This window comes from Streptomyces endophyticus (genome assembly GCF_035798155.1).
GTDB classification, from domain to species: Bacteria; Actinomycetota; Actinomycetes; order Streptomycetales; family Streptomycetaceae; genus Streptomyces; species Streptomyces endophyticus.
Genome location: NZ_JAOZYC010000149.1, coordinates 105,859 through 127,520, shown reverse-complemented (window position 1 = coordinate 127,520; position 21,662 = coordinate 105,859). Strand labels below are relative to the sequence as shown.

The 21,662-nt window shown below is 70.8% G+C and carries 16 protein-coding genes and 1 pseudogene; 6 read left to right on the top strand and 11 right to left on the bottom strand.

Translation table 11 applies throughout. The features are described 5' to 3' along the window. Window positions 1–90: 90 nt before the first annotated feature. Together OKJ99_RS29535 and OKJ99_RS29530 are read right to left on the bottom strand one after the other, a co-directional pair. Window positions 91–2,115: a CocE/NonD family hydrolase gene (locus OKJ99_RS29535; RefSeq protein WP_326020952.1), complete on the bottom strand. Its 2,025-nt coding sequence runs from the start codon at window positions 2,113–2,115 to the stop codon at window positions 91–93. 9 nt (window positions 2,116–2,124) lie between these two features. Then, a complete protein-coding gene (locus OKJ99_RS29530; RefSeq protein ID WP_326020951.1) occupies window positions 2,125–3,621 on the bottom strand; it encodes a peptide MFS transporter in 1,497 nt (498 codons plus the stop codon). Between the two features lie 215 nt (window positions 3,622–3,836). Here OKJ99_RS29530 and OKJ99_RS29525 point away from each other — a divergent pair, with 215 nt between their 5' ends. From OKJ99_RS29525 to OKJ99_RS29505, 5 genes are all read left to right on the top strand, one after another. Beyond that, the gene (locus OKJ99_RS29525) at window positions 3,837–4,847 is read left to right on the top strand and encodes a polyprenyl synthetase family protein (protein WP_326020949.1); all 1,011 of its coding nucleotides are present in this window, start codon (window positions 3,837–3,839) and stop codon (window positions 4,845–4,847) included. 110 nt (window positions 4,848–4,957) lie between these two features. Then, window positions 4,958–5,863, top strand: a complete 906-nt coding sequence (locus tag OKJ99_RS29520; RefSeq protein WP_326020948.1) for a CHRD domain-containing protein — start codon at window positions 4,958–4,960, stop codon at window positions 5,861–5,863. A gap of 252 nt (window positions 5,864–6,115) precedes the next feature. Beyond that, window positions 6,116–7,348 carry a LolA family protein gene (locus OKJ99_RS29515; protein WP_326020947.1) on the top strand — a complete coding sequence of 411 codons (1,233 nt, stop codon included), beginning with the start codon at window positions 6,116–6,118 and terminating at the stop codon, window positions 7,346–7,348. Window positions 7,349–7,414: 66 nt separating this feature from the next. Continuing rightward, window positions 7,415–8,359 carry an ABC transporter ATP-binding protein gene (locus OKJ99_RS29510; RefSeq protein WP_326020946.1) on the top strand — a complete coding sequence of 315 codons (945 nt, stop codon included), beginning with the start codon at window positions 7,415–7,417 and terminating at the stop codon, window positions 8,357–8,359. Further along, window positions 8,346–9,251: an ABC transporter permease gene (locus OKJ99_RS29505; protein ID WP_326020944.1), complete on the top strand. Its 906-nt coding sequence runs from the start codon at window positions 8,346–8,348 to the stop codon at window positions 9,249–9,251. Before OKJ99_RS29510 ends, OKJ99_RS29505 begins: the two co-directional genes overlap by 14 nt. A gap of 19 nt (window positions 9,252–9,270) precedes the next feature. On the opposite strand, the gene OKJ99_RS29500 is transcribed toward OKJ99_RS29505, so the two are convergent. The 4 genes from OKJ99_RS29500 to OKJ99_RS29485 all read right to left on the bottom strand — a co-directional run bounded on the left by OKJ99_RS29500 (window position 9,271) and on the right by OKJ99_RS29485 (window position 13,574). Next, window positions 9,271–10,890, bottom strand: a complete 1,620-nt coding sequence (locus OKJ99_RS29500) for an SLC5/6 family protein (RefSeq protein ID WP_326020942.1) — start codon at window positions 10,888–10,890, stop codon at window positions 9,271–9,273. A gap of 244 nt (window positions 10,891–11,134) precedes the next feature. Beyond that, the gene (locus tag OKJ99_RS29495) at window positions 11,135–11,584 is read right to left on the bottom strand and encodes a VOC family protein (protein ID WP_326020941.1); all 450 of its coding nucleotides are present in this window, start codon (window positions 11,582–11,584) and stop codon (window positions 11,135–11,137) included. Then, on the bottom strand, window positions 11,581–12,594 hold the full coding sequence (gene rarD / locus OKJ99_RS29490; RefSeq protein ID WP_326020939.1) for an EamA family transporter RarD: 1,014 nt from the start codon (window positions 12,592–12,594) through the stop codon (window positions 11,581–11,583). The genes OKJ99_RS29495 and rarD overlap by 4 nt, the downstream gene beginning before the upstream one ends. A gap of 122 nt (window positions 12,595–12,716) precedes the next feature. Beyond that, entirely contained in the window at window positions 12,717–13,574 is an 858-nt protein-coding gene (locus tag OKJ99_RS29485; RefSeq protein ID WP_326020938.1) for an SDR family oxidoreductase, read from the bottom strand. A 135-nt stretch (window positions 13,575–13,709) separates the two neighbouring features. Here OKJ99_RS29485 and OKJ99_RS29480 point away from each other — a divergent pair, with 135 nt between their 5' ends. Then, window positions 13,710–14,057: a winged helix-turn-helix transcriptional regulator gene (locus OKJ99_RS29480; RefSeq protein ID WP_326021071.1), complete on the top strand. Its 348-nt coding sequence runs from the start codon at window positions 13,710–13,712 to the stop codon at window positions 14,055–14,057. 72 nt (window positions 14,058–14,129) lie between these two features. Here the strand turns inward: OKJ99_RS29480 and OKJ99_RS29475 are convergent, their stop codons facing one another. The 5 genes and pseudogenes from OKJ99_RS29475 to OKJ99_RS29455 all read right to left on the bottom strand — a co-directional run. Next, window positions 14,130–15,131 (bottom strand): 2-oxoacid:ferredoxin oxidoreductase subunit beta, encoded by a 1,002-nt coding sequence (locus OKJ99_RS29475; RefSeq protein WP_326021070.1) that lies wholly within the window; start codon window positions 15,129–15,131, stop codon window positions 14,130–14,132. 130 nt (window positions 15,132–15,261) lie between these two features. Then, window positions 15,262–17,208, bottom strand: coding sequence for a 2-oxoacid:acceptor oxidoreductase subunit alpha (locus tag OKJ99_RS29470; RefSeq protein ID WP_326020937.1), 1,947 nt, complete (start codon window positions 17,206–17,208; stop codon window positions 15,262–15,264). A gap of 238 nt (window positions 17,209–17,446) precedes the next feature. Beyond that, window positions 17,447–18,106 carry a response regulator transcription factor gene (locus OKJ99_RS29465; RefSeq protein ID WP_326021069.1) on the bottom strand — a complete coding sequence of 220 codons (660 nt, stop codon included), beginning with the start codon at window positions 18,104–18,106 and terminating at the stop codon, window positions 17,447–17,449. A gap of 405 nt (window positions 18,107–18,511) precedes the next feature. Then, window positions 18,512–19,903, bottom strand: coding sequence for a sensor histidine kinase (locus tag OKJ99_RS29460; RefSeq protein WP_326020935.1), 1,392 nt, complete (start codon window positions 19,901–19,903; stop codon window positions 18,512–18,514). Window positions 19,904–20,066: 163 nt separating this feature from the next. Continuing rightward, window positions 20,067–21,569 (bottom strand): annotated as a pseudogene (locus OKJ99_RS29455) (IS200/IS605 family accessory protein TnpB-related protein); the annotation flags it as partial. Window positions 21,570–21,662: the final 93 nt, after the last annotated feature.

Sequence of the window (21,662 nt, the reverse complement as noted above, 5' to 3'; positions counted from 1 at the left end):
CCACGGGGCTCCGCCCCGGACCCCGCTGCTCAATCGCCGCAGGGGCTTGATTTGCTCACCCGTCGCGAGGGCCTGATGTGGCCCGCTCGGTCAACCCGCCGTCCTCGGGATCCGCTGTTCCCATGTTCGGTGGAAGACCACCTCGGCGCCGTCGCGGCACACCACCTCGCTCGACGTGAGGAACTCGGTCGCCGTGCAGGTGATTTCGGAGCGGGTCTCCACGTGGGCGTCCCAGCCCAGGTCCGGGCGGTGCAGGCGGATCGTCCAGTCGGAGCGGGTGCGGGCGGACAGGGGGTCGGACTCGTTGATGACGTAGGTCTCCAGCGCGTCCTCGGTGAACTCCAGGCCGTCCGGGTACAGGCGCGTGCCGCCGTAGCGCGGGTCGACCTCCATGCGCCATTCGCCCTTGGCCACGTCGCGGACGATGAGGCGCTCGGGGCGCGGCCCCTCCAGCGTCTCCGGGTAGACCACGCCGAGCGGCTCCGACTGTTCCGGGGCGTCGAAGGTGATGTCCCCACCCGGCTCCCCACCGCGCACCGGCAGTTCCAGCGAGCTGCCCACCGGGTCGAGCGTGAACCCGGCCTCCGAACCCGGCTGCGGCCAGATCCACGGCCAGTACGCGGACGAGACCGCGAGCCGGATGCGGTGGCCGGCCGGGAAGGCGTGGCCGATGCCGTTCAGTTCGAAGGTGACGTCCTCCGTGGTGTCCGGGTCCCACGGCACGTTCTCTGAACGGCCGTGTCGGGAGGACAGGTTGAGCACGCCCCGCGTCACGAGCGTCGAGGAGCCGTCCGGCGCCACGTCGCACACCCGCGCCACGACCTGCCCGCGCTCCACCGGGCACGTCAGCCGCAGCGTCACGCGCGGCCGGCCGAGCACCCGTACCTCCTGCGGCACCTCGAACTCGAAGCACGCCGACTTCGCGTCCTCCTCGCGCTGGTCCGGCGGCAGGTCCGCATCGTTCCCGAACGGGAAGAAGCGGCCCGCGTCCAGGCCCGTGTGCTGCGGCGAACGCACGATCTGGGGCGGGCCCTGGAGCGCGTACGAGAGGGGGGAGACGTTCGGCGACGGCCACGACGCGTCGCCGACCCAGCGGCCGGGCAGCTGGTCGTAGACGGTGGCCGGGGGGTGCGAGTCGCTGATCCAGGAGCGGAGCTTCGGCTCGGCCATCACACCTGTGTCGTCGCCCTTCAGCCAGTGGTCCCACCAGCGCAGCGTCTCCTGGAGGAAGCCGATGGCCGGGCCCGGCGGCAGGCCGCGGTCCGGGTACTGGTGCGACCAGGGGCCGATGATGCCGCGCATCTGCTCGTCGGGGAGGTGCTCGGCGAGCCGCAGCACCGTGTCCCGGTACGGGTCGTGCCAGCCGCCGACCGCGAGCACGCCCGCCTTGATCGCGGAGTAGTCCTCGCAGACGCTGCCGTGCCGCCAGTAGTCGTCGCGGGTCTGGTGGTCGAGCCATGTGTGGATGAACGGGTCGACGGCGTCGAGGCGCTTCGTCCACATGTCCTTCCAGCCGTCGCCCACGAACTGCGGGTCCGGCGGCCGCGACACGAACGCCAGCATCGTCGCCGCCCACGCGTGCATGTCCACGGCGAGCACGGAGCCGCCCATGTAGTGCACGTCGTTGTCGTAGCGGTCGTCCGCCGAGCAGACGGTCACGATCGCCTTCAGCGGCTCGGGGGCCAGGGCCGCGATCTGGAGGGAGTTGAAGCCGCCCCAGGAGATGCCGAACATGCCGACCTTGCCGGACGACCAGGGCCGCGCGGCGAGCCAGTTCACGACCTCGACGCCGTCGGCGAGCTCCTGCTCGTCGTACTCGTCGCCCGGCATGCCCTCGGAGTTGCCGTGTCCGCGCACGTCCACGCGTACGGAGGCGTAGCCATGACCGGCGTACCAGGGGTGCCGCTGCCAGTCGCGCGGCGCCGTCCAGTCGGAGAGCCGGTAGGGGAGGTATTCGAGGAGGACGGGCACCGGTTCCTCGGTCACCGGGCGCCAGACGCGGGCGAAGAGCGTCGTGCCGTCGGACAGGGGTACGCGGATGTCCTCGCGGACCGTTCCGAACGGGAACTCGGTCCGGGTCGTCGGCGCATTCGGCAGGGGGGTCGTGGAAGTCATGGAAGAACCTCAGTGAACGGGGTGCATGGTTCGGCGCAGCCACGGCGCCAGGGCGAGCACGGCGATACCGACCGCGACCGCGATCGCGCCGTTGACGCCGAAGTAGGCAGGGTTGGAGACCTCGCCGTAGAGCTTGACGACCTGGGCCTGGATTCCGTTCGCAAGTGCGAGCGAGAGGAACCACAGGGCCATGGTCTGGCTGGCGAAGGCCTGGGGGGCGAGCTTGGTCGTCGCGGACATGCCGGACGTCTCCAGGAGGATGTCGCCGAGCCCGAGCAGCAGATACGAGCCGACGATCCACCAGGCGGCCATCTTGTACGTGTCGCCGCTGTGGCCCGACGTCGGAATCACCATCAGCAGGAACGACAGGCCACCCAGGATCACGCCGATCGCGATCTTGTTGGAGGCGTGCGGCTGGCGCGGGCCCATCCGTGCCCATACGGCGGCCACGACGGGCGCGAGGGCCACCTCGAAGGCGCCGAGCGCGGAGGCGTACCAGCTGGCGGGGAACTCGAAGCCGAGGATGGTCGTCTCGGCGTTCGACGCGGCCAGCAGCATCATCGTCGAGTACGCCTGGAACAGGATGAAGTTGAAGGCGACCGAGGCGATGAAGAGGACCAGGTAGGGCTTGAGGCGGCCGCGCTCCTCCGCCGTGACCCGCGGGCTCCTGAACATCACCACGAAGTACACGATCGGCGCGATCACCGAGATGTACGTGAGGACGTCGACGAAGCGGCCCATGGTCAGCCACCCGGCCAGGGCCAGGGCCACCGCGACGGCGGCCACCACGACCGCGCCCACGATCATCAGCCGCACCGCCCGGCGCATCCCCTCGGGCGGCAGCGCGTACTCGGCGGCGTCCGTGCGCCCGGCCAGGTGACGGCGGCCCGCCACGTACTGGATCAGACCGAACGTCATGCCGATGGCGGCGGCGGAGAAGCCCCAGTGCCAGCCCTTGTGGTCACCGAGCCAGCCGGTGATCAGCGGGCCCGCGAACGCGCCGATGTTGATGCCCATGTAGTAGAGCGCGAAGCCGGCGTCGCGGCGCTCGTCGTCGGTCCGGTACAGCTTGCCGACCATCGAGGCGACGTTCGGCTTGAGCAGGCCGGTACCGGCGCTGATCAGGCCGAGCCCGACCCACGTCATCGTGGGTGTCGGTACCGCCATCGAGTAATGTCCGCAGGCGATGAGGATGCCGCCCCACAGGACGGCGCGGTACGAGCCGAGGATCCGGTCGGCGAGCCAGCCGCCCGCGACCGAGACGAGGTAGACGAGCGTGCCGTACGCCGCCGAGACCGAGGCCGCGTTGCCGGGGTCCATGCCCATGCCGCCGTGCGCGACGGTGTCGGCGAAGTACAGGACGAGGATGGCCTGCATGCCGAGGAACGAGAATCGTTCCCAGACCTCAAGGCCGGAGAGGGTGAGCAGGCCCCTCGGCTGGCCGAAGAAGGCCGTGTCGTCACCAGGGGGCGGTGCGCTGCCCGTGTCGTTCTCGGTGCGGGACAAAGTGCGTACTCCAGGTCGTCTGTGCTGATCAAGAACATACCGGTGGTGTCGCGGAGCCGCCTGGTCCAGGGTGTTCGGGCGGGCGCCACCTGTGATCGAAACGCGACCGGATACGCTGACTTGAGTGATGGCAGCGACACATCGACAAACCGTGTCATCGACCGAATGATCGACCGAGTTCGCCATGTGATCGTCAGCAGACAGGAGACCCACTCGTGACCGTCGTCGGGACTTTCGGTCTTAGCGTGCGGGACCAGGCTCTCGAAGCCGATGTCCAGGCCGGCCTTGTGGCTGTCGAGGAGGGACTGCTCGAAGCCACCAAGAGCGAGGTTCCCTTCATCACGGAGGCCGCCCAGCACCTGGTGCGCGCCGGGGGCAAGCGGTTCAGGCCGCTGCTCCTGACCCTCGCGGCCCAGTTCGGCGACCCGTATGCGCCGGGCATCGTGCCCTCCGCCGTCGTCGTCGAGCTGACGCACCTCGCGACGCTCTACCACGACGACGTGATGGACGAGGCGGACGTGCGGCGCGGGGTGTCCAGCGCCAACCAGCGCTGGGGCAATTCGGTGGCCGTGCTGACCGGTGACTTCCTGTTCGCGCGTGCCTCGCACATCCTCGCCGACCTCGGCCCGGACGCCGTCCGGATCCAGGCGGAGGCGTTCGAGCGGCTGGTCACCGGCCAGATCCTGGAGACGGCGGGCCCGGCCGACGGCCGCGACCCCGTCGACCACTACCTCGACGTGCTCAGCGGCAAGACCGGCTCGCTCATCGCCGTGGCGTGCCGCTTCGGCGCGATGATGTCCGGCGCGGACGAGTCCGTGGTGGACGTGCTGACCCAGTACGGGGAGCGGCTCGGCGTCGCCTTCCAGCTCGCCGACGACGTCCTCGACATCGCATCCGACTCGCACGAGTCCGGCAAGACGCCCGGCACCGACCTGCGCGAGGGCATCGCCACGCTGCCGGTCCTGCGGCTGCGGGAGCGGGCCGAGCGGCTCGGTCTCGCCGAGGACAAGGAACTGGTCGAGCTCCTCGACTCGGACCTCGGCGACGACGAGCGGCTCGCCGAGGCGGTCGCGCGGCTGAGGGATCACCCGGCGCTCGAACAGGCGCGGCGCGACACGGTGCGCTACGCGGAGGAGGCGCGGGCGGCGTTGGCTCCGCTTCCGGAGTGCGAGGCGAAGCGGGCGATGGTGGAGCTGTGCGATGCGGTGGTGCATCGGGCGGGGTGATCCGCCGGTCGCGGGGGGCTTGATTTGGTTGAGCGTGAGCCGGGCCCCGGCCGTATTACCCCCCGAAGGCCGACGCAGGGGGCGTTGGCCCGGTAGGGGGAGAGCTGAACATGGGCACACTGGGTACACGTGTGATCGCGGTTGCCGCGGCCGTCGGGGCCGCGGCAGTCACCGGGCTCGCCGCACCGCAGGCATTCGCCGCGGAACCGGGGGCCACCGGGACCGTCCTCGCCACCAGCCTCAACGGTGCCAACGAGGTACCTGCCGGGGACAAGGACGGCGCTGCCCTGGAGTTCGTCCAGGTCAAGGGCGATCAGGTGGCCGTCGCCGTGAAGTGGCGGGGCGTCGGGAAGCCGACCGCTCTGCACCTCCACGAGGCCGCCAAGGGAGCGAACGGCGACGTACGGGTCGACTTCACCAAGGTGCTCGCGGGCGCCAAGGGCCACCGCGTCACGGGCACCGTCACCGTCAAGGACAGCGCGCTGCTGCACCGGCTCACCACCGACCCCGGTGCCTTCTACGCCAATCTGCACACGGCCGCGTTCCCCAAGGGCGCGGTCCGCGGTCAGCTCCACCGGGTCACCGAACCGACCGACTTCGGCCGCGCCCTCGACAACTTCCAGGCGTCCGTGGTGCGCGGCCGGCAGATCTACGAGTGCAAGACGGACCCCGCCACCGGCAAGGCGGCCTTCGCGCAGCGTGATGTGAGCGCGGTGCTCGCCGGGCACATCCGGCACTCGTTCACCGCGCCGGGCTCCGGTGTGCCGCAGTGGGTGGCGCCCGACGGAAGTGCCGTGACCGGTGCGGTCGTCTCCCGCACGCCGAACGGTGCGGCCAACATCGCCGAACTGGACCTCAAGGCCACCCAGTCAGGGAAACCGCGCGGACTGCTCGCGGACACCACCGAGATCCTGCGCCTCAACACCGTGGGCGGAGTGGCCCCTTCGGGCAGCTGTGACCTCGGGGCGATCGTGGGTGTGCCCTACAAGGCGGACTACGTGTTCGTGAACGGCTGAGCACGCCCGATCCACGTACCGCGGTCGGCGGCGTCTCCCCCTACGGGTCGGGGAGGGGCCGCCGCGTCGTGTCATCCCGTAGGCGTACGCGGAGTTGATCCCGGGGTCTGACGCTTCCTTGTGGCCGGTTTGGTCAGATTGGGTACACCACTCCAGACCAATTCGGGTGAGAATGGCGGCTCGGGGTGGACGCAGACTGGACGAGTGCACAGGACGGTAAGCCGCCGCCGATCACGGAGGTAGGGCAAGAACATGGCACCGTACGCATCCGAAGACAGCGAGGGCGGCGCGCGCCGCCGCAAGGCCGTGCGCTACGCGGTCCCCGTGGCCGTGGTGGGGGTGGCCGCGGCGACGATCGGACTCGTTCCGGCGCTCGCCAGCTCGGGCGACCCGGATCTTCCGGACATCACCGCGCGACAGCTCATCGAGAAGATCGCCAAGTCGGACACCGAGCAGCTCTCCGGCACCGTGAAGATCCAGACGGATCTGGGCCTGCCCTCGCTCGGCGGCGCCGCGGGCGGCGGCCTCATGGGCGGCGGGGAGCAAGGGGGCGGCGGTTCCTCGGCCGACCCGCAGTCGAAGCTGACCGAGCTGGCCACCGGCTCGCACACGCTGCGCGTCGCGGCGGACGGCGCGGACCGGCAGAAGCTGTCGGTCCTCGACGACGCGTCCGAGTACAGCGTGATCCACAACGGCGACGACGTGTGGGCCTACGACAGCAAGTCGGACGAGGCGTACCACGCGAAGCAGAAGCAGGGCGCGGACGCAGGCGGCTCGGGCGGCTCGGGCGACCACGCGAAGAAGGCCCCGAAGGGCGTTCCGGCGACGCCGAAGGAGCTCACGGACGAGATCCTCAAGGCCGGCGGCGACACCACGTCGTTCTCGGTCGACGGCACCTCGCAGGTCGCGGGCCGGGACGCGTACCGGCTGCAGATCAAGCCGAAGCAGTCCGGTTCGACGGTCGGCGCGGTCACCGTGTCCGTGGACGCGAAGACCGGTACGCCGCTCAAGTTCAGCCTGACCCCGGCGGGTGGCGGCGCGGCCGTGGTCGACGCGGGCTTCACCAAGGTCGACTTCGCGAAGCCGGCCGCCTCCACCTTCGACTTCAAGCCGTCGAAGGGCACGAAGGTCACCGAGGCGGACGAGCTGAAGAAGGCGCCGCGGCACGAGGGCGCGGGCAGGCCCGAGAGCCTCAAGGCCGGTGGCCTCGACGACCTGAACGTCATCGGCAAGGGCTGGACCTCGATCGCCGAACTGAAGCTGCCGAAGGAGGCCAGTGGCCTGGCCGCGGGCAAGGGCTCGGCCGAGATGCCGCCCGACGCACAGAAGTTCCTGAGCTCCCTGGGCGATCAGGTCAAGGGCGAGTTCGGCTCCGGCACCGTCTACTCGACCCGTCTCGTGAACGTACTGATCACCGAGGACGGGAAGGCCTACGCCGGAGCGGTCACCAAGGGCGCGCTGGTGAAGGCGGCGAACGCGGGCTGAATCAGCGGTAGTTGACGGTGAGGGGGCGGTGCGCACCGCCCCCTCACCCGTATGCGGAGGAGGGGCATGGAGGAGCAGCCGGTCATCGAGACACGGGAGCTCAGCAAGCGGTACCGCGGCGGGCAGCTCGCCGTCGACGGACTCAGTCTGAGTGTCCCGCGGGGCGCCGTCTTCGGCTTCCTCGGGCCGAACGGCTCCGGCAAGACCACCACCATCCGGATGCTGATGGGCCTGATCGAGCCGACCTCGGGTTCCGCCCGGGTCCTTGACCATGCCATGCCCCGCGCGGTGCGGACCGTGCTGCCGCAGGTGGGCGCGCTGATCGAGGGGCCCGCCCTGTACGGCTTCCTCACCGGCAGGGACAACCTGCTGCGCTACGACTCCGCCGATCCGACCGCCGACCCCCGTACCCGCAAGGAGCGGGTCGGGCAGGCGCTCGACCGGGTGGGCCTGACGGCCGCGGCGGGCAAGAAGGCGAAGGCGTACTCCCTCGGCATGAAGCAGCGGCTCGGCCTCGCCGCCGCGCTGCTGACACCGCGCCGGCTGCTCGTCCTCGACGAGCCGACGAACGGCCTCGACCCGCAGGGCATGCGGGAGATCAGAAGCCTGGTGCGGGAACTGGCCTCCGACGGCACCACCGTCTTCCTCTCCTCCCACCTCCTCGACGAGATCGAGCAGGTCTGCACGCACGCCGCGGTGATGGCAAAGGGCCGCCTCCTCACCCAGGGCCCTGTCGCCGACCTGGCCGCGGGGGTGCGGGGAAAGCTCGCCGTCACCACCCCGGACCCGACCGACGCCGCCCGCGTCCTCAAGGAGAACGGGCTGACCGTCCTCGACACGGAGGAAGAGCGGGTCACGGCCGAACCGCCGCCTCCGGATACGGACCTGGCGGATCTGAACACGGCACTGGTCGCCGCGGGAGTGCGCGTGCGCGGCTTCGGCGTCGAGCGGGCCTCGCTGGAGGACGCGTTCGTCGCGCTGACGGGGGAGGGCTTCGATGTCGCGGGCTGAAACGATGGACGCGGGACCGACGGCGGGCGCGGGACCGACGATGGGCGCGGCACCGGCGAACCCGCTGTGGACCCTCGGGCTGCTGCGCAGCGAGCTGACCGTGACCCTGCGCCGCTGGCGCACGCTCGCGCTGCTCGCGGTCCTCGCCGGCGTGCCCATCCTGATCGGGGTGGCCGTGAAGATCGAGACGAGCGGGGACGGGGCGGCCGGCGGGGGCGGCGGCCCCGCGTTCATCGCGCAGATCACGAACAACGGTCTGTTCCTGGTGTTCACGGCACTCGCCGCGACGCTCCCGTTCTTCCTGCCGATGTCGGTCGGCGTCGTCGCGGGCGACGCCGTGGCGGGCGAGGCGAACGCCGGGACGCTGCGCTATCTGCTGGTCGCCCCCGCGGGCCGGACCCGCCTGCTGCTCACCAAGTACGCGACCGTGCTCGCCTTCTGCCTGCTGGCGACGCTGGTGGTGGCGGTCTCCGCGCTCCTCACCGGGGCGCTGCTGTTCCCGCTCGGCGACGTGGTCACCATCTCCGGCACGCGGATCGGCTTCGGCGAAGGGCTGTGGCGGGCGTTCCTGATCGCGCTCGTGGTCGCGGCGTCCCTGGTCGGCATCGCGGCCGTCGGGCTGTTCGTCTCGACGCTCACCGGCAGCGGTATCGCGGCGATGGCGACGACGGTGGGCCTGCTGATCACCGTCCAGATCCTCGACCAGATCCCGCAACTGCACGCGATCCAGCCCTATTTGTTCTCCCACCAGTGGCTGTCGTTCGCCGACCTGATGCGGGCACCGGTGTACTGGGACGACGTGGTCAAGAACCTTGAACTGCAGGCCTTGTACGCGGCGGTGTTCGGCTCCGCGGCGTGGGCGCGGTTCACGGCGAAGGACATCACCTCGTGAACCGCGCCGGGGGCACCGGTCAGCCGGCCCTGGTGGGGAACGGGGTCTCGGCCTGGGCCTGGGGCACTGCGGCGCCCCGCGTGGGGCGGTCGCCGCGCCGTGGCCGGGCGAGGAGGAAGCCGACGGGGGCGCCGATCAGCACCGAGGAGTGGAACGGCCAGTAGTTCCAGTCCAGGTCGGGGAAGAGCGCGTACGGGGTGCCCGACACCGAGGGGGAGAAGAAGGTGACGATCAGGATCGCCGCCGTGCTCCCGTAGACGCAGCGCTTCATGGCCGCCGCGGACATCGGGCGGTCGCTGCGCAGCCCGTGGATGACGAGCGGGAGCACCGACGAGGTCGTCACCGTGTAGGACACGATCAGCCAGAACTGCGGGCTGACATCGGGGGTGAGGGCGGCGAGCAGAATGCTCACACCGCCGATGGTGACCATGATGAGGCGGGCGCGGCCCGCGCTGACGCTCGTCGTGCCGTCGGACTTGCGTCCCTCCGGCTTGGCCACTGCGCCGCCCGAACTGAGGTCGCGGACGATGGAGGCGGCCGCGGAGAGCAGGAGGACGGAGGTAGCGGCGAGGACCATCAGGAAGGTGGCGCAGAGCACGAACAGCAGCCACTTGCCGAGTCCGTCCTCGCCTCCGTCCAGGGCGATGGCGAGGCGGGCGATGATGTTTCCGCCGAACTGCCCCTGCGCGACCAGCTTCTCGTGGGGCACGAGGGCCGCCGCGCCGAAGCCGATGAGGGCGGCCGCGGCGCACATGGGGGCGATGACGGCGAAGCCGACGCCCGCGACGCGGCGTGCGTCGGCGGGCTTCGGGGCGTCGGTGAAGCGCGCGATGAGGTACGGCATGAAGGCCGCGCCGGTCAGGACGCAGAGGCAGAACGCGGCGAGATCGACGAACCCGACGGGGCCGTTGCCGAAGAGCTGGCCCAGCTCCAGATAGCTGCCGGAGCCGGCCGAGCCGGACCGCTGCCGGTCGGCGGCGTCGAAGATCGAGCCGAAGTTCCCGCCGAACCTGATCAGGACCAGCAGGCCGAGGAGCGGGGCGATGAGCACCAGACCGGCCATCTTGGCCATTTGCAGCACGGTCGCGCCGCGGGTGGCGCCGATCGCCGCGCAGGAGACGATCAGCGCGCCCATGAGCACGATGAGCAGTTGCCGGGTCTCGAGGTCGGTGATGCCGACCATCTGGGCCGTGTCGCCGAGGGGCTGGAACTGGGCGGTCACCAGCGGCACCGTCGCGGCCAGCAGGGCGAAACCGGCGGCGCGGCGGCCGGGCCCCGGCGGCAGATGGCGGGCGACGGTCTCACCGAACGAGCGTCCGCCCGCCCCCGCGAGACGCTTCGCCAGCCACTGCCGCATCAGCAGTGGCGACAGCGCCGCGGCCAGGGCGACGAACAGGCCGTCCCCGCCGGCCACGGCGACGACCCCGACGAGGTACATGACGGCGGCGGCGTTCGCGATGTCGCCGGAGTAGGCGAACCCGGTCATGCGGGTGCTGAGCCGCTTGTCCTCGCTGACGCGGAAGAACTCGTCCCCGACGCGGAGGTCGGGGCTGGCCCACATCGACAGGAACAGGCAGGCGCCGATGAAGAGCAGGAACAGCAGCAGGGCGATCACGAGTCCGCCGGTGAAGTCCCCCATCACGAACCGCCCCTGTGATCCGGGCACGGTGCGGTGCAGGCGCCCAGGAGGCGTGCGTAGGTCAAGGCTCCTCCAGGAGCAGAACGAGTGGCGAAGGCGCGCGGGCGGGACGCGACTCGGCATCGACCGCCCGGACGGTCGAACACACGTTACCGACGGTTAGGAGAAGGCTGTGAGGTGAACAGGGTGGATTCAGCGAAGAGTTGGTGACCGCCCGCCCGCCGGGTCGACGGGCCGCGCCGGATCACTGGACGCAGAACTCGTTCCCCTCGGGATCGGCCATCACCAGCCACTCCCCGCCCTGCGACTTCACCTCGTTCAGCACGCGCGCGCCGAGGCCGGTGAGCCGCTCGGCCTCGGCCGCCCGCTGCCCGGCCTCGGCGTGTACGTCGATGTGCAGCCGGTTCTTGCCGTTCTTGACCTCGGGCACCCGCTGGAACAGGATCCGGCGGCCGAGCCCGGTGCCGGTGTCCGCGGCCACCGGGTCGTCGGGGTGGCGCACGGCGACCAGGTCACGGAAGGACCGGCGCCCCCACCGCGTCACGGTGTCCGCCTCGCTCACCGCGCCGAACCCGAGGAGGCGTTCGATCAGCGCGGCGTTGTCCTCGATCTCGTAGCCGAGGGTGGCCGCCCAGAACTCGGCCTGTGCGTGCGGGTCGGCGGCGTCGACGACGAGCTTCCAGTGCAGGGTCATGCACCAGTTATAGGCCGAACTTCCTCCGCGGGGGCGGAAGTTGCCGCCTGGCGCGCCGCTTCCGCCGCCGCTTCGGCCAGCCGGGTCCGGTTGATCCGCGCCGTACGCAGCGCATCCCAGGTCAGCACAATGAGCGCCAGCCACACCAGGGAGAACCCGGCCCACCGCTCGGCGGGCATCGCCTCGTGGAAGTACCAGATCCCGAGCAGGAACTGGAAGACGGGCGTCAGGTACTGCAGGAGTCCCAGCGTCGACAGCGGCACCCGGATCGCCGCCGCCCCGAAGCACACCAGCGGCAGGGCCGTGATGAGCCCGGACGACGCGAGCAGCGCGGCGTGCCCCACGCCCTCCGTACCGAAGGTCGACCGCCCCTGGGCCGTCAGCCACAGCAGATAGGCGAGCGCGGGCAGGAACTGCACGGTGGTCTCGGCGGCGAGCGACTCCAGGCCGCTCATGTTCACCTTCTTCTTCACGAGCCCGTACGTGCCGAACGAGAACGCGAGCACCAGCGAGATCCACGGCGGCTGCCCGTATCCGACGGCGAGCACGAGGACGGCGACGACGCCCGTCCCGACGGCCGCCCACTGCGCGGGCCGCAGCCGCTCCTTCAGGAGCAGGACGCCGAGCGCGATCGAGACGAGCGGGTTGATGAAGTACCCGAGCGAGGCCTCGACGACATGGCCGGAGTTCACGGCCCAGATGTAGACGCCCCAGTTGACCGTGATGACGGCCGCGGCGATCGTGACGAGCCCCAGCCGCTTCGGCTGCCGGATCAGCTCGCGCGCCCAGCCCCACTTCCGTACGAAGAGCAGCGCGAGGCCCACGACGACCAGCGCCCACACCATCCGGTGGGCCAGCACCTCCACGGCGCCCGCGGGCTTGAGCAGGGGCCAGAACAGGGGGACGAGGCCCCACATCCCGTACGCGGCGAACCCGTTGAGGAGACCGGTGCGCCCCTCGTTCCGGGTCTCGCCCCGCCCGTCCGGTTCCGCGCCCGCTCCGTCCTGCATGGACCCTCCCTCGTGACACAGGCAGCCCCGCGGCGGCCCCCACGAAGGTAGCGCCGCCGGGCCCCGCCCGTCATGCCCGTATCGCCATACGGTCCTGACGCCTGTGCCGGGGGTGGGTACGGCTAGCGCAGTGCGTCGGCGATGGCGTCGGCGATCGGGGTGGTGGGCCGGCCGATGAGCCGCGCGAGGTCGCCGTTCTGCCGCGCGAGCAGCCCCTTCTCGACCGCGGTGTCCACGCCCACGAGGATGTCGGCGAACGGAGCGGGCAGGCCCGCGCCGAGCAGGATCTCCCGGTTCTGCTCGGGCGTGACGGACCGGTAGACGATCTCCTTGCCGGACTGCCGCGCGACCTCGGCGGCGTACTCGGCGAGCGACCACGCGACGTCGCCGCTCAGCTCGTACGCCTTGTTCTCGTGGCCCTCGCCGGTGAGTACGGCGACGGCGGCCGCGGCGAAGTCGGCGCGGGAGGCGGAGGCGTACCGGCCTTCGCCCGCGTTGGCCACGACCGCGCCGTGCTCCAGGACCGGGGCCAGGTTCCCGGTGAAGTTCTCGTGGTACCAGCCGTTGCGCAGGAACGTGTACGGCAGGCCGGAGTCGAGGATCGCCTGCTCGGTGACCTTGTGCTCGGCGGCGAGCGCGAAGTCGGCGTCCGGGCCGCCGAGCACACCGGTGTACGCGAGCAGGGCGACGCCGGCCTTCTTCGCCGCGTCGATCACGGCCTGGTGCTGCGCGACGCGCTGCCCGACCTCGCTGCCGGAGACCAGCAGTACGCGGTCGCCCGCGCGGAAGGCGCCGTCGAGCGTCTCGGGCGCGCTGTAGTCGGCGACGCGCAGCTCGACCCCGCGGCCCGCGAGGTCGGCGGCCTTGTCCTTGTCCCGCACGACGGCGGCGATCCCGGCGGCGGGGACGCCCGCGTCGAGCAGTTGCGTGACGACCAGACGGCCGAGGTGGCCGGTGGCACCGGTGACGACGAAGCTCATGTCTGAAATCTCCTTGATGAGGCGGTTCTCCTCCACCGTAGTTCCAGCACTAAGAATTCGTAAGTACCCACTTTGAAGTAAGGTACTGGTGTGACAGTGAGCAGGGTGCGGGAGTGGACGACGACCGAAGCGGGCATGTGCCCGCAGCGACTGGTCCTGGAGCACGTCACCAGCCGGTGGGGGGTCCTCGTGCTGATGGCGCTGGAGGAGCGCTCGTACCGGTTCAGCGAGCTGCGCCGGGAGATCGGCGGGGTCAGCGAGAAGATGCTCGCGCAGACACTGCAGACCCTGGAGCGCGACGGAGTCGTCCATCGCGACGCCAAGCCCGTGATCCCGCCCCGCGTCGACTACTCGCTCACCGGACTCGGCCGCGAGGCCGCCGCACAGGTCCGCGCGCTCGCGGACTGGACGGACCGGCGGCTGCCCGAGGTGAAGGCGGCGCGCCAGGCGTACGACGAGGTCAGGGCCCCCGAGGGTCCGTGAGGAAGCTCTGAAACGCGCGAGGGCCTGGCGCGGAACTCCGCGCCAGGCCCTCGTCGTACACCCGCGGGGCGCTCAGCCCACGACGGTCCAGGTGTCGCCGCCTGCGAGCAGCGCACCCAGTTCGCCCTTGCCGTCCCGCTCGATCGCGGCGTCGAGCTGATCGCTCATCTGCACGTCGTAGACGGGCCGTTCGACATCGCGCAGGACGCCGATCGGGGTGTGGTGCAGGGTGTCGGGGTCGGCGAGCCGGGAGAGCGCGAAGGCCGTGGTCGGGGACGTCGCGTGGGCGTCGTGGACCAGGATGTCCGCCTTGTTGTCCTCCGTGACCGGCACGATCCTGAGGTCGCCGGTGGCCGTGTCGCGCACGACCCCCTTCGAGGCGTCGGAGCCGAAGGTGATCGGCTGCCCGTGTTCGAGGCGGATGACCGCCTCCTCGGCCTGCTGCTTGTCCTTGAGGACCTCGAAGGCGCCGTCGTTGAAGATGTTGCAGTTCTGGTAGATCTCGACGAGCGCCGTGCCCTGGTGGTCGGCCGCCGCCCGCAGCACCGACGTGAGGTGCTTGCGGTCGGAGTCGACGGTGCGGGCCACGAAGGACGCCTCCGCGCCGATCGCCAGCGACACCGGGTTGAAGGGCGCGTCGAGCGAGCCCATGGGCGTCGACTTGGTGATCTTGCCGACCTCGGAGGTCGGGCTGTACTGGCCCTTGGTGAGTCCGTAGATCCGGTTGTTGAACAGCAGGATCTTCAGGTTCACATTGCGGCGCAGGGCGTGGATGAGGTGGTTGCCGCCGATGGACAGCGCGTCGCCGTCACCGGTCACGACCCACACGCTCAAGTCCCGCCGCGAGGAGGCGAGTCCGGTCGCGATGGCCGGGGCGCGGCCGTGGATGGAGTGCATCCCGTACGTGTTCATGTAGTACGGGAAGCGGGACGAGCAGCCGATGCCGGAGACGAAGACGATGTTCTCCTTCGCCAGGCCGAGCTCGGGCATGAAGCCCTGCACGGCGGCGAGGACCGCGTAGTCGCCGCAGCCGGGGCACCAGCGCACTTCCTGATCGGACTTGAAGTCCTTCATGGACTGCTTGGCCTCGGCCTTGGGGACCAGCGACAGAAGCGTCTCCGCGCCGTCCCCGGCCTCCCCCGGAGCCTCTTCCGTGGCCTGGCCGCCGGCCTCCCGGGACTCCCTGGTCTGGCTGGTCTGGGTGTCAGCCATCGATGGCCTCCTTGAGAGCGGTGGCGAGCTGCTCAGCCTTGAACGGCATTCCGTTGACCTGGTTGTAGCTGTTGGCGTCCACCAGGTACTTCGCCCGTACGAGCGTGGCGAGCTGACCGAGGTTCATCTCGGGGATCACCACCTTGTCGTAACGCTTCAGGACCTCGCCCAGATTCCGCGGGAACGGGTTGAGGTGGCGCAGATGGGCCTGCGCGATGTGCTCACCGGCCGTGCGCAGGCGGCGCACCGCGGCCGTGATCGGGCCGTACGTCGAGCCCCAGCCGAGGACGAGCGTGCGGGCCTCGCCGGTGGCGTCGTCGACCTCGACGTCGGGCACCTCGATGCCGTCGATCTTCGACTGCCGGGTGCGGACCATGAAGTCGTGGTTGGCCGGGTCGTACGAGATGTTGCCCGAGCCGTCCTGCTTCTCGATGCCGCCGATCCGGTGCTCAAGACCGGGTGTGCCGGGGATCGCCCAGGGGCGCGCGAGGGTCTGTGGGTCGCGCTTGTACGGCCAGTAGACCTCGGTGCCGTCCTCGGTGGTGTGGTTCGGGCCGGACGCGAACTGGACGCGCAGGTCCGGGAGTCCGTCGACCTCGGGGATGCGCCACGGCTCCGAGCCGTTGGCCAGGTAGCCGTCCGAGAGCAGCATCACCGGGGTGCGGTAGGTGACCGCGATCCGGGCCGCCTCCAGCGCCGCGTCGAAGCAGTCGGCGGGTGTGCGGGGGGCGACGATCGGGATCGGTGCCTCGCCGTTGCGCCCGTACATGGCCTGGAGCAGGTCCGCCTGCTCGGTCTTGGTCGGCAGGCCCGTGGAGGGGCCGCCGCGCTGGATGTCGATGACGAGCAGCGGCAGTTCGAGGCTCACGGCGAGGCCGATGGTCTCGGACTTGAGCGCGACACCGGGGCCACTCGTCGTGGTGACGCCCAGGGAGCCGCCGAAGGCCGCGCCGAGCGCGGCGCCGATCCCGGCGATCTCGTCCTCGGCCTGGAAGGTGCGCACACCGAAGTTCTTGTGCTTGCTCAGCTCGTGGAGGATGTCGCTCGCCGGAGTGATCGGGTACGAGCCCAGGTACAGCGGCAGGTCCGCCTGCCGGGACGCGGCGATCAGTCCGTAGGACAGGGCCAGGTTCCCGGAGATGTTGCGGTAGGTGCCGGTCGGGAAGGCGGTGGAGGCGGGGGCGACCTCGTAGGAGACCGCGAAGTCCTCGGTCGTCTCACCGAAGTTCCAGCCCGCGTGGAACGCCGCCAGGTTGGCCTTCATGATCTCGGGCTTCTTGGCGAACTTGGCCTTGAGGAACTTCTCCGTGCCCTCGGTCGGCCGGTGGTACATCCACGACAGCAGCCCCAGCGCGAACATGTTCTTGGAGCGCCCCGCGTCCTTGCGCGAGAGCTCGAACTCCTTCAGCGCCTCGACGGTCAGCGTCGTCAGCGGCACCGGGTGCACGTGGTACCCGTCGAGCGAACCGTCCTCCAGGGGACTTTCCGCGTAGCCCACCTTCTGCATCGCCCGCTTGGTGAACTCGTCGGTGTTGACGATGACTTCGGCGCCGCGCGGCACGTCCCCGATGTTCGCCTTGAGGGCGGCCGGGTTCATCGCCACCAGCACGTTCGGCGCGTCGCCCGGCGTGAGGATGTCGTGGTCGGCGAAGTGGAGCTGGAAGGAGGACACGCCCGGCAGCGTCCCTGCGGGGGCGCGGATCTCGGCCGGGAAGTTCGGCAGCGTGGAGAGATCGTTGCCGAACGACGCGGTCTCCGAAGTGAAGCGGTCCCCGGTGAGTTGCATGCCGTCACCGGAGTCACCCGCGAACCGGATGATCACCCGGTCCACACGCCGTACGTCCTTGCTCGATTGTCCTGCCGACGTGCGCTGCCCGCCGACAACAGCGCTGTCGGTCCCGTCGGCCTGCTCGGTGGTGCTACTGACCTGGCTGGTCACTGAACTGGACCTCCCTCGAGGCGGCTGTGCGGGCACGGCCGTCCCACCGGCCCTCCCACGGCCCCACCCTACGTCTGTAAGGGTCGCCTTCCTGAGGCGATTCGCATGGTGGACCGCCAAATGAGACGGCGGGTCGCCCCGATTTGTACGGTGATTCCCCTGTGGAGGACGCGCTCGGCCGGTCGATGGTTCTTCGGTGCACTTCGGTGCCTGCAGTATCTGACAGGGTGTCAGATACTCAGGAATTGAGGTAGGTCAGGACCGCCAGTACGCGGCGGTGATCCCCGTCACTCTGGGACAGTCCCAGCTTCAGGAAGATGTTGCTGACGTGCTTCTCGACCGCGCCGTCGCTCACCACGAGCTGCCGGGCGACCGCCGAGTTCGTACGCCCCTCCGCCATCAGACCGAGCACCTCGCGCTCGCGCGGCGTGAGGTTCGCCAGCACGTCCTGCTTGCGGCTGCGCCCGAGCAGCTGCGCGACCACCTCGGGGTCGAGCGCCGTGCCGCCCTCGGCGACGCGCACCACCGCGTCCACGAACTCCCGCACCTCGGCGACCCGGTCCTTGAGCAGGTACCCGACGCCGCGGCTCGAACCGGCGAGCAGCTCGGTGGCGTACTGCTCCTCCACGTACTGCGACAGCACCAGCACCCCGAGGTCGGGGAACCGGGCCCGCAAGCGCACGGCGGCGCGCACGCCCTCGTCCGTGTGCGTGGGCGGCATCCGTACGTCCGCGACGACCACGTCCGGCAGCTGTCCCTGATCCCCCAGCTCGGTGATGGTCTTGACCAGCGCTTCCCCGTCCCCGACACCGGCGACGACCTCGTGCCCGCGGTCCGTGAGCAACCGGGTCAGGCCCTCCCTGAGCAGCACTGAATCCTCGGCGATGACGACCCGCACCTTGTCCTCCACGTTCTTAGGCCCCCCAGCGCACGAGCGTCCCGACACGGTGCGCGCCGGGATCGATCGATCCTGATGCCCCCAGCATTCCAGGATCGGGGGGTGTACGCGGGGGGGTTCCTCGGGTGGGTGGGGGTGTCGCGTGGCGGTCGGCCGCAATCGCCTTGGGCGATCTGCCGCCGAGTCCGGCTCCCCACCCGTGGCGGTCGGCCGCAACAGCCTTGGGCAATCTGCCGCCTTGGGCGGCAGGGTGGGCAAGGCGGCGCACGGTGCGGCGTAACGGGGGCCATGGGGCCGGGCCACGATTCGGTGGGCGCACGGTGCCGCGCAACGGGAACGGAGCCCCGGCCACGGGTGGGCCGAGGTACCCCGGTGCGGCGCAACGATCCCCCGGTCAACCCCGTGTCACGCCCGCCGCCACGGCAACTCCGCCGTCACCCGCGTCGGCCCACCCGCCGGCGACTCGACCACCAGGATCCCGTCGACCGCGTCGAGCCGCCCGGCCAGCGCCGCCAACCCGGACCCGCCGGAGGCCACCGCCCCGCCGCCCCCGTTGTCGTACACCTGCACCATCAACCGGTCCCGCGCCCGCCACACATCGACCTCCGCCCGCGTCGCCCGGCTGTGCTCGCTCACGTTCTGCAGGAGCTCCGACACGGTGAAGTAGGCGATGCCCTCGATGGCCGGCGCAGGACGCTCCGCCAGGTCGACCTCCACCTGAACCGGCACCGCGCACCGCGACGCCACCGCCGACAACGCCGCGTCGAGCCCCCGGTCGGTCAGCACCGCCGGATGGATCCCGCGCGCCAGGTCCCGCAACTCCTGCAGCGCCGTCTTCACCTCGCCGTGCGCCTCGTCCACCATCCGCGCCGCCGTCGCCGGGTCCTCGCCGAGCTTCTCCTTGGCCACCCCGAGATCCATGGCCAGGCTGACCAGCCGGGCCTGCGCCCCGTCGTGCAGATCCCGCTCGATGCGCCGCAGGTCGGCCGCCGCCGTGTCGGCCACGACGCCCCGGTCCGACTCCAGCTCCACCACGCGCGACGCGAGCCGCGAGGGGCCGAGCAGCCCCACCACCATCAGCCGGTCCACCGTCGTCAGCGCCCGGATCACCCACGGCGTGGCCAGCGTGACGAGCAGCCCGAGCCCCGCGGTCACCGCGATCTCGAAGGGGTTGTCCAGGTACACGGCGTGGCCGGCGTCCCCGTACAACTGAATGCCGTCCTGTCCCACCCACGTGGGGAACACCCAGCGCCACAGCGGATACGTGAACATCGTCCAGCCGGTCACCCAGAAGCTCAGCCCCACGGCGAACCCGAACACCGCCCACGGCATGTGCAGCACCCCGTACAGCAGATGCCGCCACGAGACGCCGCTCTTGAGCGTCGCCCCGATCCATCCCATCGGCCCGCCCGTACGCGGCCGCAGCGGCTCCGGCGTACCGACCTCGACGCCGAGCAGCCCGCGCGCCCGCACCCGCTCCAACGCCCCGAGCCCGCGCGCCCCGGCGAGCGCCGCCGCGAGCACCGGAACCCCGATGAACGTGATCAGCAGGCCCACACCGAGCGACGTCATCGTCACGGCCCACACGAACCCGATGATGCTGAGCGGCAGGCTGAGCAGCAGATACCCGAACTCCCGCCACGCCCGCCCCTCGATCGGCGCCCGCAGCCCGGCCGGCAGCCTCCGCAGACCCCGGCGGGGACCCGAACCGGCGCCGTGACCGTGGCTGGTGTCGCGGTCCTCGTCGTACGGGTACGCGTCGCGCTGCCCGCGAAATCCGTAGTCACTCGTGGCCATCGGTGTCCGTCCGTTCCGCTCAGATGTGCCGAGGGAGCCGTTCTCCGGCTCTGTCCCAAGCCTCCTCGTGGGAGCGGCCCACGCCCATGGGGCGGGTCGGCGTCTTCGGCCGGGGGTTTTCCCTACCGTTCCTATGGACTGTGCACGAGTGGTACGTGCTCAGCCGAACACCCCGAACGGTCTTGGGCGTTCTGGTCCACCGCGTTCGCCACGCTGTCGGGCGGCACGCATCGTGTGCGTGGTCCGGGGAGGGTGGGGCGGTTTCCCTCACGTCCTGGATGTCCGGTGAGGCCTGGACGGTCCGATGCCCGGCACGATCTCTCTGGTCGTGTCGGGGCGGTGTCGTCCGTCGCCGGATCGGGTGTCCCAGGGCGCGTCGTCCGATCGCCACAGCGGCCGCCTGATGGCCGGTCGGTGTGCGTGTGGTGCTGGTGAGGGGCTTCTTCCAGTGCTGGGCGCCCCAGCGGCTGGTGTAGGCAGGATCGACGGCGATGAGGGGGATGCCGAGTTCGGCGGCCATCGACACCAGCCGTGCCCGCAACCGGGAGGTGGGCATCCCGGAGATCAGTTTCCTGAAGCGCTTGCGGCGTCCGTGCATCTCGCGGCTCGTGCCGTCGGCGAAGTCCAGGTCCTCGACGGCGATCGCAAGATCGTGGCGGTCGGCTACATGCAGCAGCCGGGTCAGCGCATGGCGTACCTGCGCGTCCCGATGCGCAGCGCTGCCGGACAGGTCATAGTCGAACCGCAGCGGCGCACCCACCGGATTGCCGTGCGGGTCGAGGCGCCAGGCGGCCAGGTGATCGGCGTTCATGTCCACGCCCAGCACACCCCGGGCCCTCGCTGCCTCCAGCGGCAGCGTCTGCACCGGCGGCCGGGTCCAGGAGGCGGTGAGGTACCAGCGGCCCCGGCTCACGTCCTCGTGGATGCGGTAGGCCACCGCCCGATTCGCACTGATCCGGTCGAGCCACTGTTCGCCCTGGTGCGCGAACGCCACCCGCCCCGAGAGCACGTAGCGGCCGTGCGGGGCGTTGGCCAGCTGCGCCAGCGGCGCGGGCAGCCTGATCGACACCTCGCCGTCGGGGGTGACACGGATGGTCTCGTTGCCGAACCGCTTCCCGGACTCCCCGTCGGCCTGCAGGAACCGGCGCCCTGCCTCCCACTGCCGTCGCCACGCCTCTTCGGTGAATCTGGCAGCGTCCAAATGGTGGCGGGTGTTCAGCAGCTTGGCGCCGCCGCGCACCACGTGCACCCGGCCGGCCTTCCAATCCGCCCGGGCGGCCTCCAGCCGGTCGCCCAGCGCGTGCAGGCGACGGGACTTGGCAAACCACTCCTTGCGGCTGCCATACCCGCCCGGCGCATGCTTGCTCCCCTTGGCGCCGAGCGGCAGCGCCAGCCGGTGCGTGATCGCGGCCACCCCGGCCTCCAGGGACCGGAGGTGGACGAGCTGGCTGCGCCGGGCGAGCGCCCACTGGTCGTGGGTGGCCTTCGTGATCGACCCCGCCCAGCGGGCCTTGAGATCACCGGCGGCCAAGCCGCCGAGATGGTCACCGACGCTGCTCAGGACGTGCTCGTCGGCCGTACTCAGGTGCTTGAGCCGGTCCCGGATGGCCACCCCGGACGAGCCGGGCACCACAAATGACTCCGCCAACTCCCGTAACCCCGCCATCCGATGCCCCCGTTCTGCCCGCACGCCGGTGTGTTTTTCTGCCCGGATCAACGACGTCAACCGGACAAGGCCACGCATGCGAAGGAAGAACTC

Bases quoted from the DNA above. Each gene is read 5' to 3' on its own strand.
- OKJ99_RS29535 (WP_326020952.1), bottom strand. From the start codon at position 2,115: ATGACTTCCACGACCCCCCTGCCGAATGCGCCGACGACCCGGACCGAG.
- OKJ99_RS29520 (WP_326020948.1), top strand. From the start codon at position 4,958: ATGGGCACACTGGGTACACGTGTGATCGCGGTTGCCGCGGCCGTCGGG.
- OKJ99_RS29515 (WP_326020947.1), top strand. From the start codon at position 6,116: ATGGCACCGTACGCATCCGAAGACAGCGAGGGCGGCGCGCGCCGCCGC.
- OKJ99_RS29510 (WP_326020946.1), top strand. From the start codon at position 7,415: ATGGAGGAGCAGCCGGTCATCGAGACACGGGAGCTCAGCAAGCGGTAC.
- OKJ99_RS29505 (WP_326020944.1), top strand. From the start codon at position 8,346: ATGTCGCGGGCTGAAACGATGGACGCGGGACCGACGGCGGGCGCGGGA.
- OKJ99_RS29500 (WP_326020942.1), bottom strand. From the start codon at position 10,890: ATGGGGGACTTCACCGGCGGACTCGTGATCGCCCTGCTGCTGTTCCTG.
- OKJ99_RS29495 (WP_326020941.1), bottom strand. From the start codon at position 11,584: ATGACCCTGCACTGGAAGCTCGTCGTCGACGCCGCCGACCCGCACGCA.
- rarD (WP_326020939.1), bottom strand. From the start codon at position 12,594: ATGCAGGACGGAGCGGGCGCGGAACCGGACGGGCGGGGCGAGACCCGG.
- OKJ99_RS29485 (WP_326020938.1), bottom strand. From the start codon at position 13,574: ATGAGCTTCGTCGTCACCGGTGCCACCGGCCACCTCGGCCGTCTGGTC.
- OKJ99_RS29480 (WP_326021071.1), top strand. From the start codon at position 13,710: ATGTGCCCGCAGCGACTGGTCCTGGAGCACGTCACCAGCCGGTGGGGG.
- OKJ99_RS29475 (WP_326021070.1), bottom strand. From the start codon at position 15,131: ATGAAGGACTTCAAGTCCGATCAGGAAGTGCGCTGGTGCCCCGGCTGC.
- OKJ99_RS29460 (WP_326020935.1), bottom strand. From the start codon at position 19,903: ATGGCCACGAGTGACTACGGATTTCGCGGGCAGCGCGACGCGTACCCG.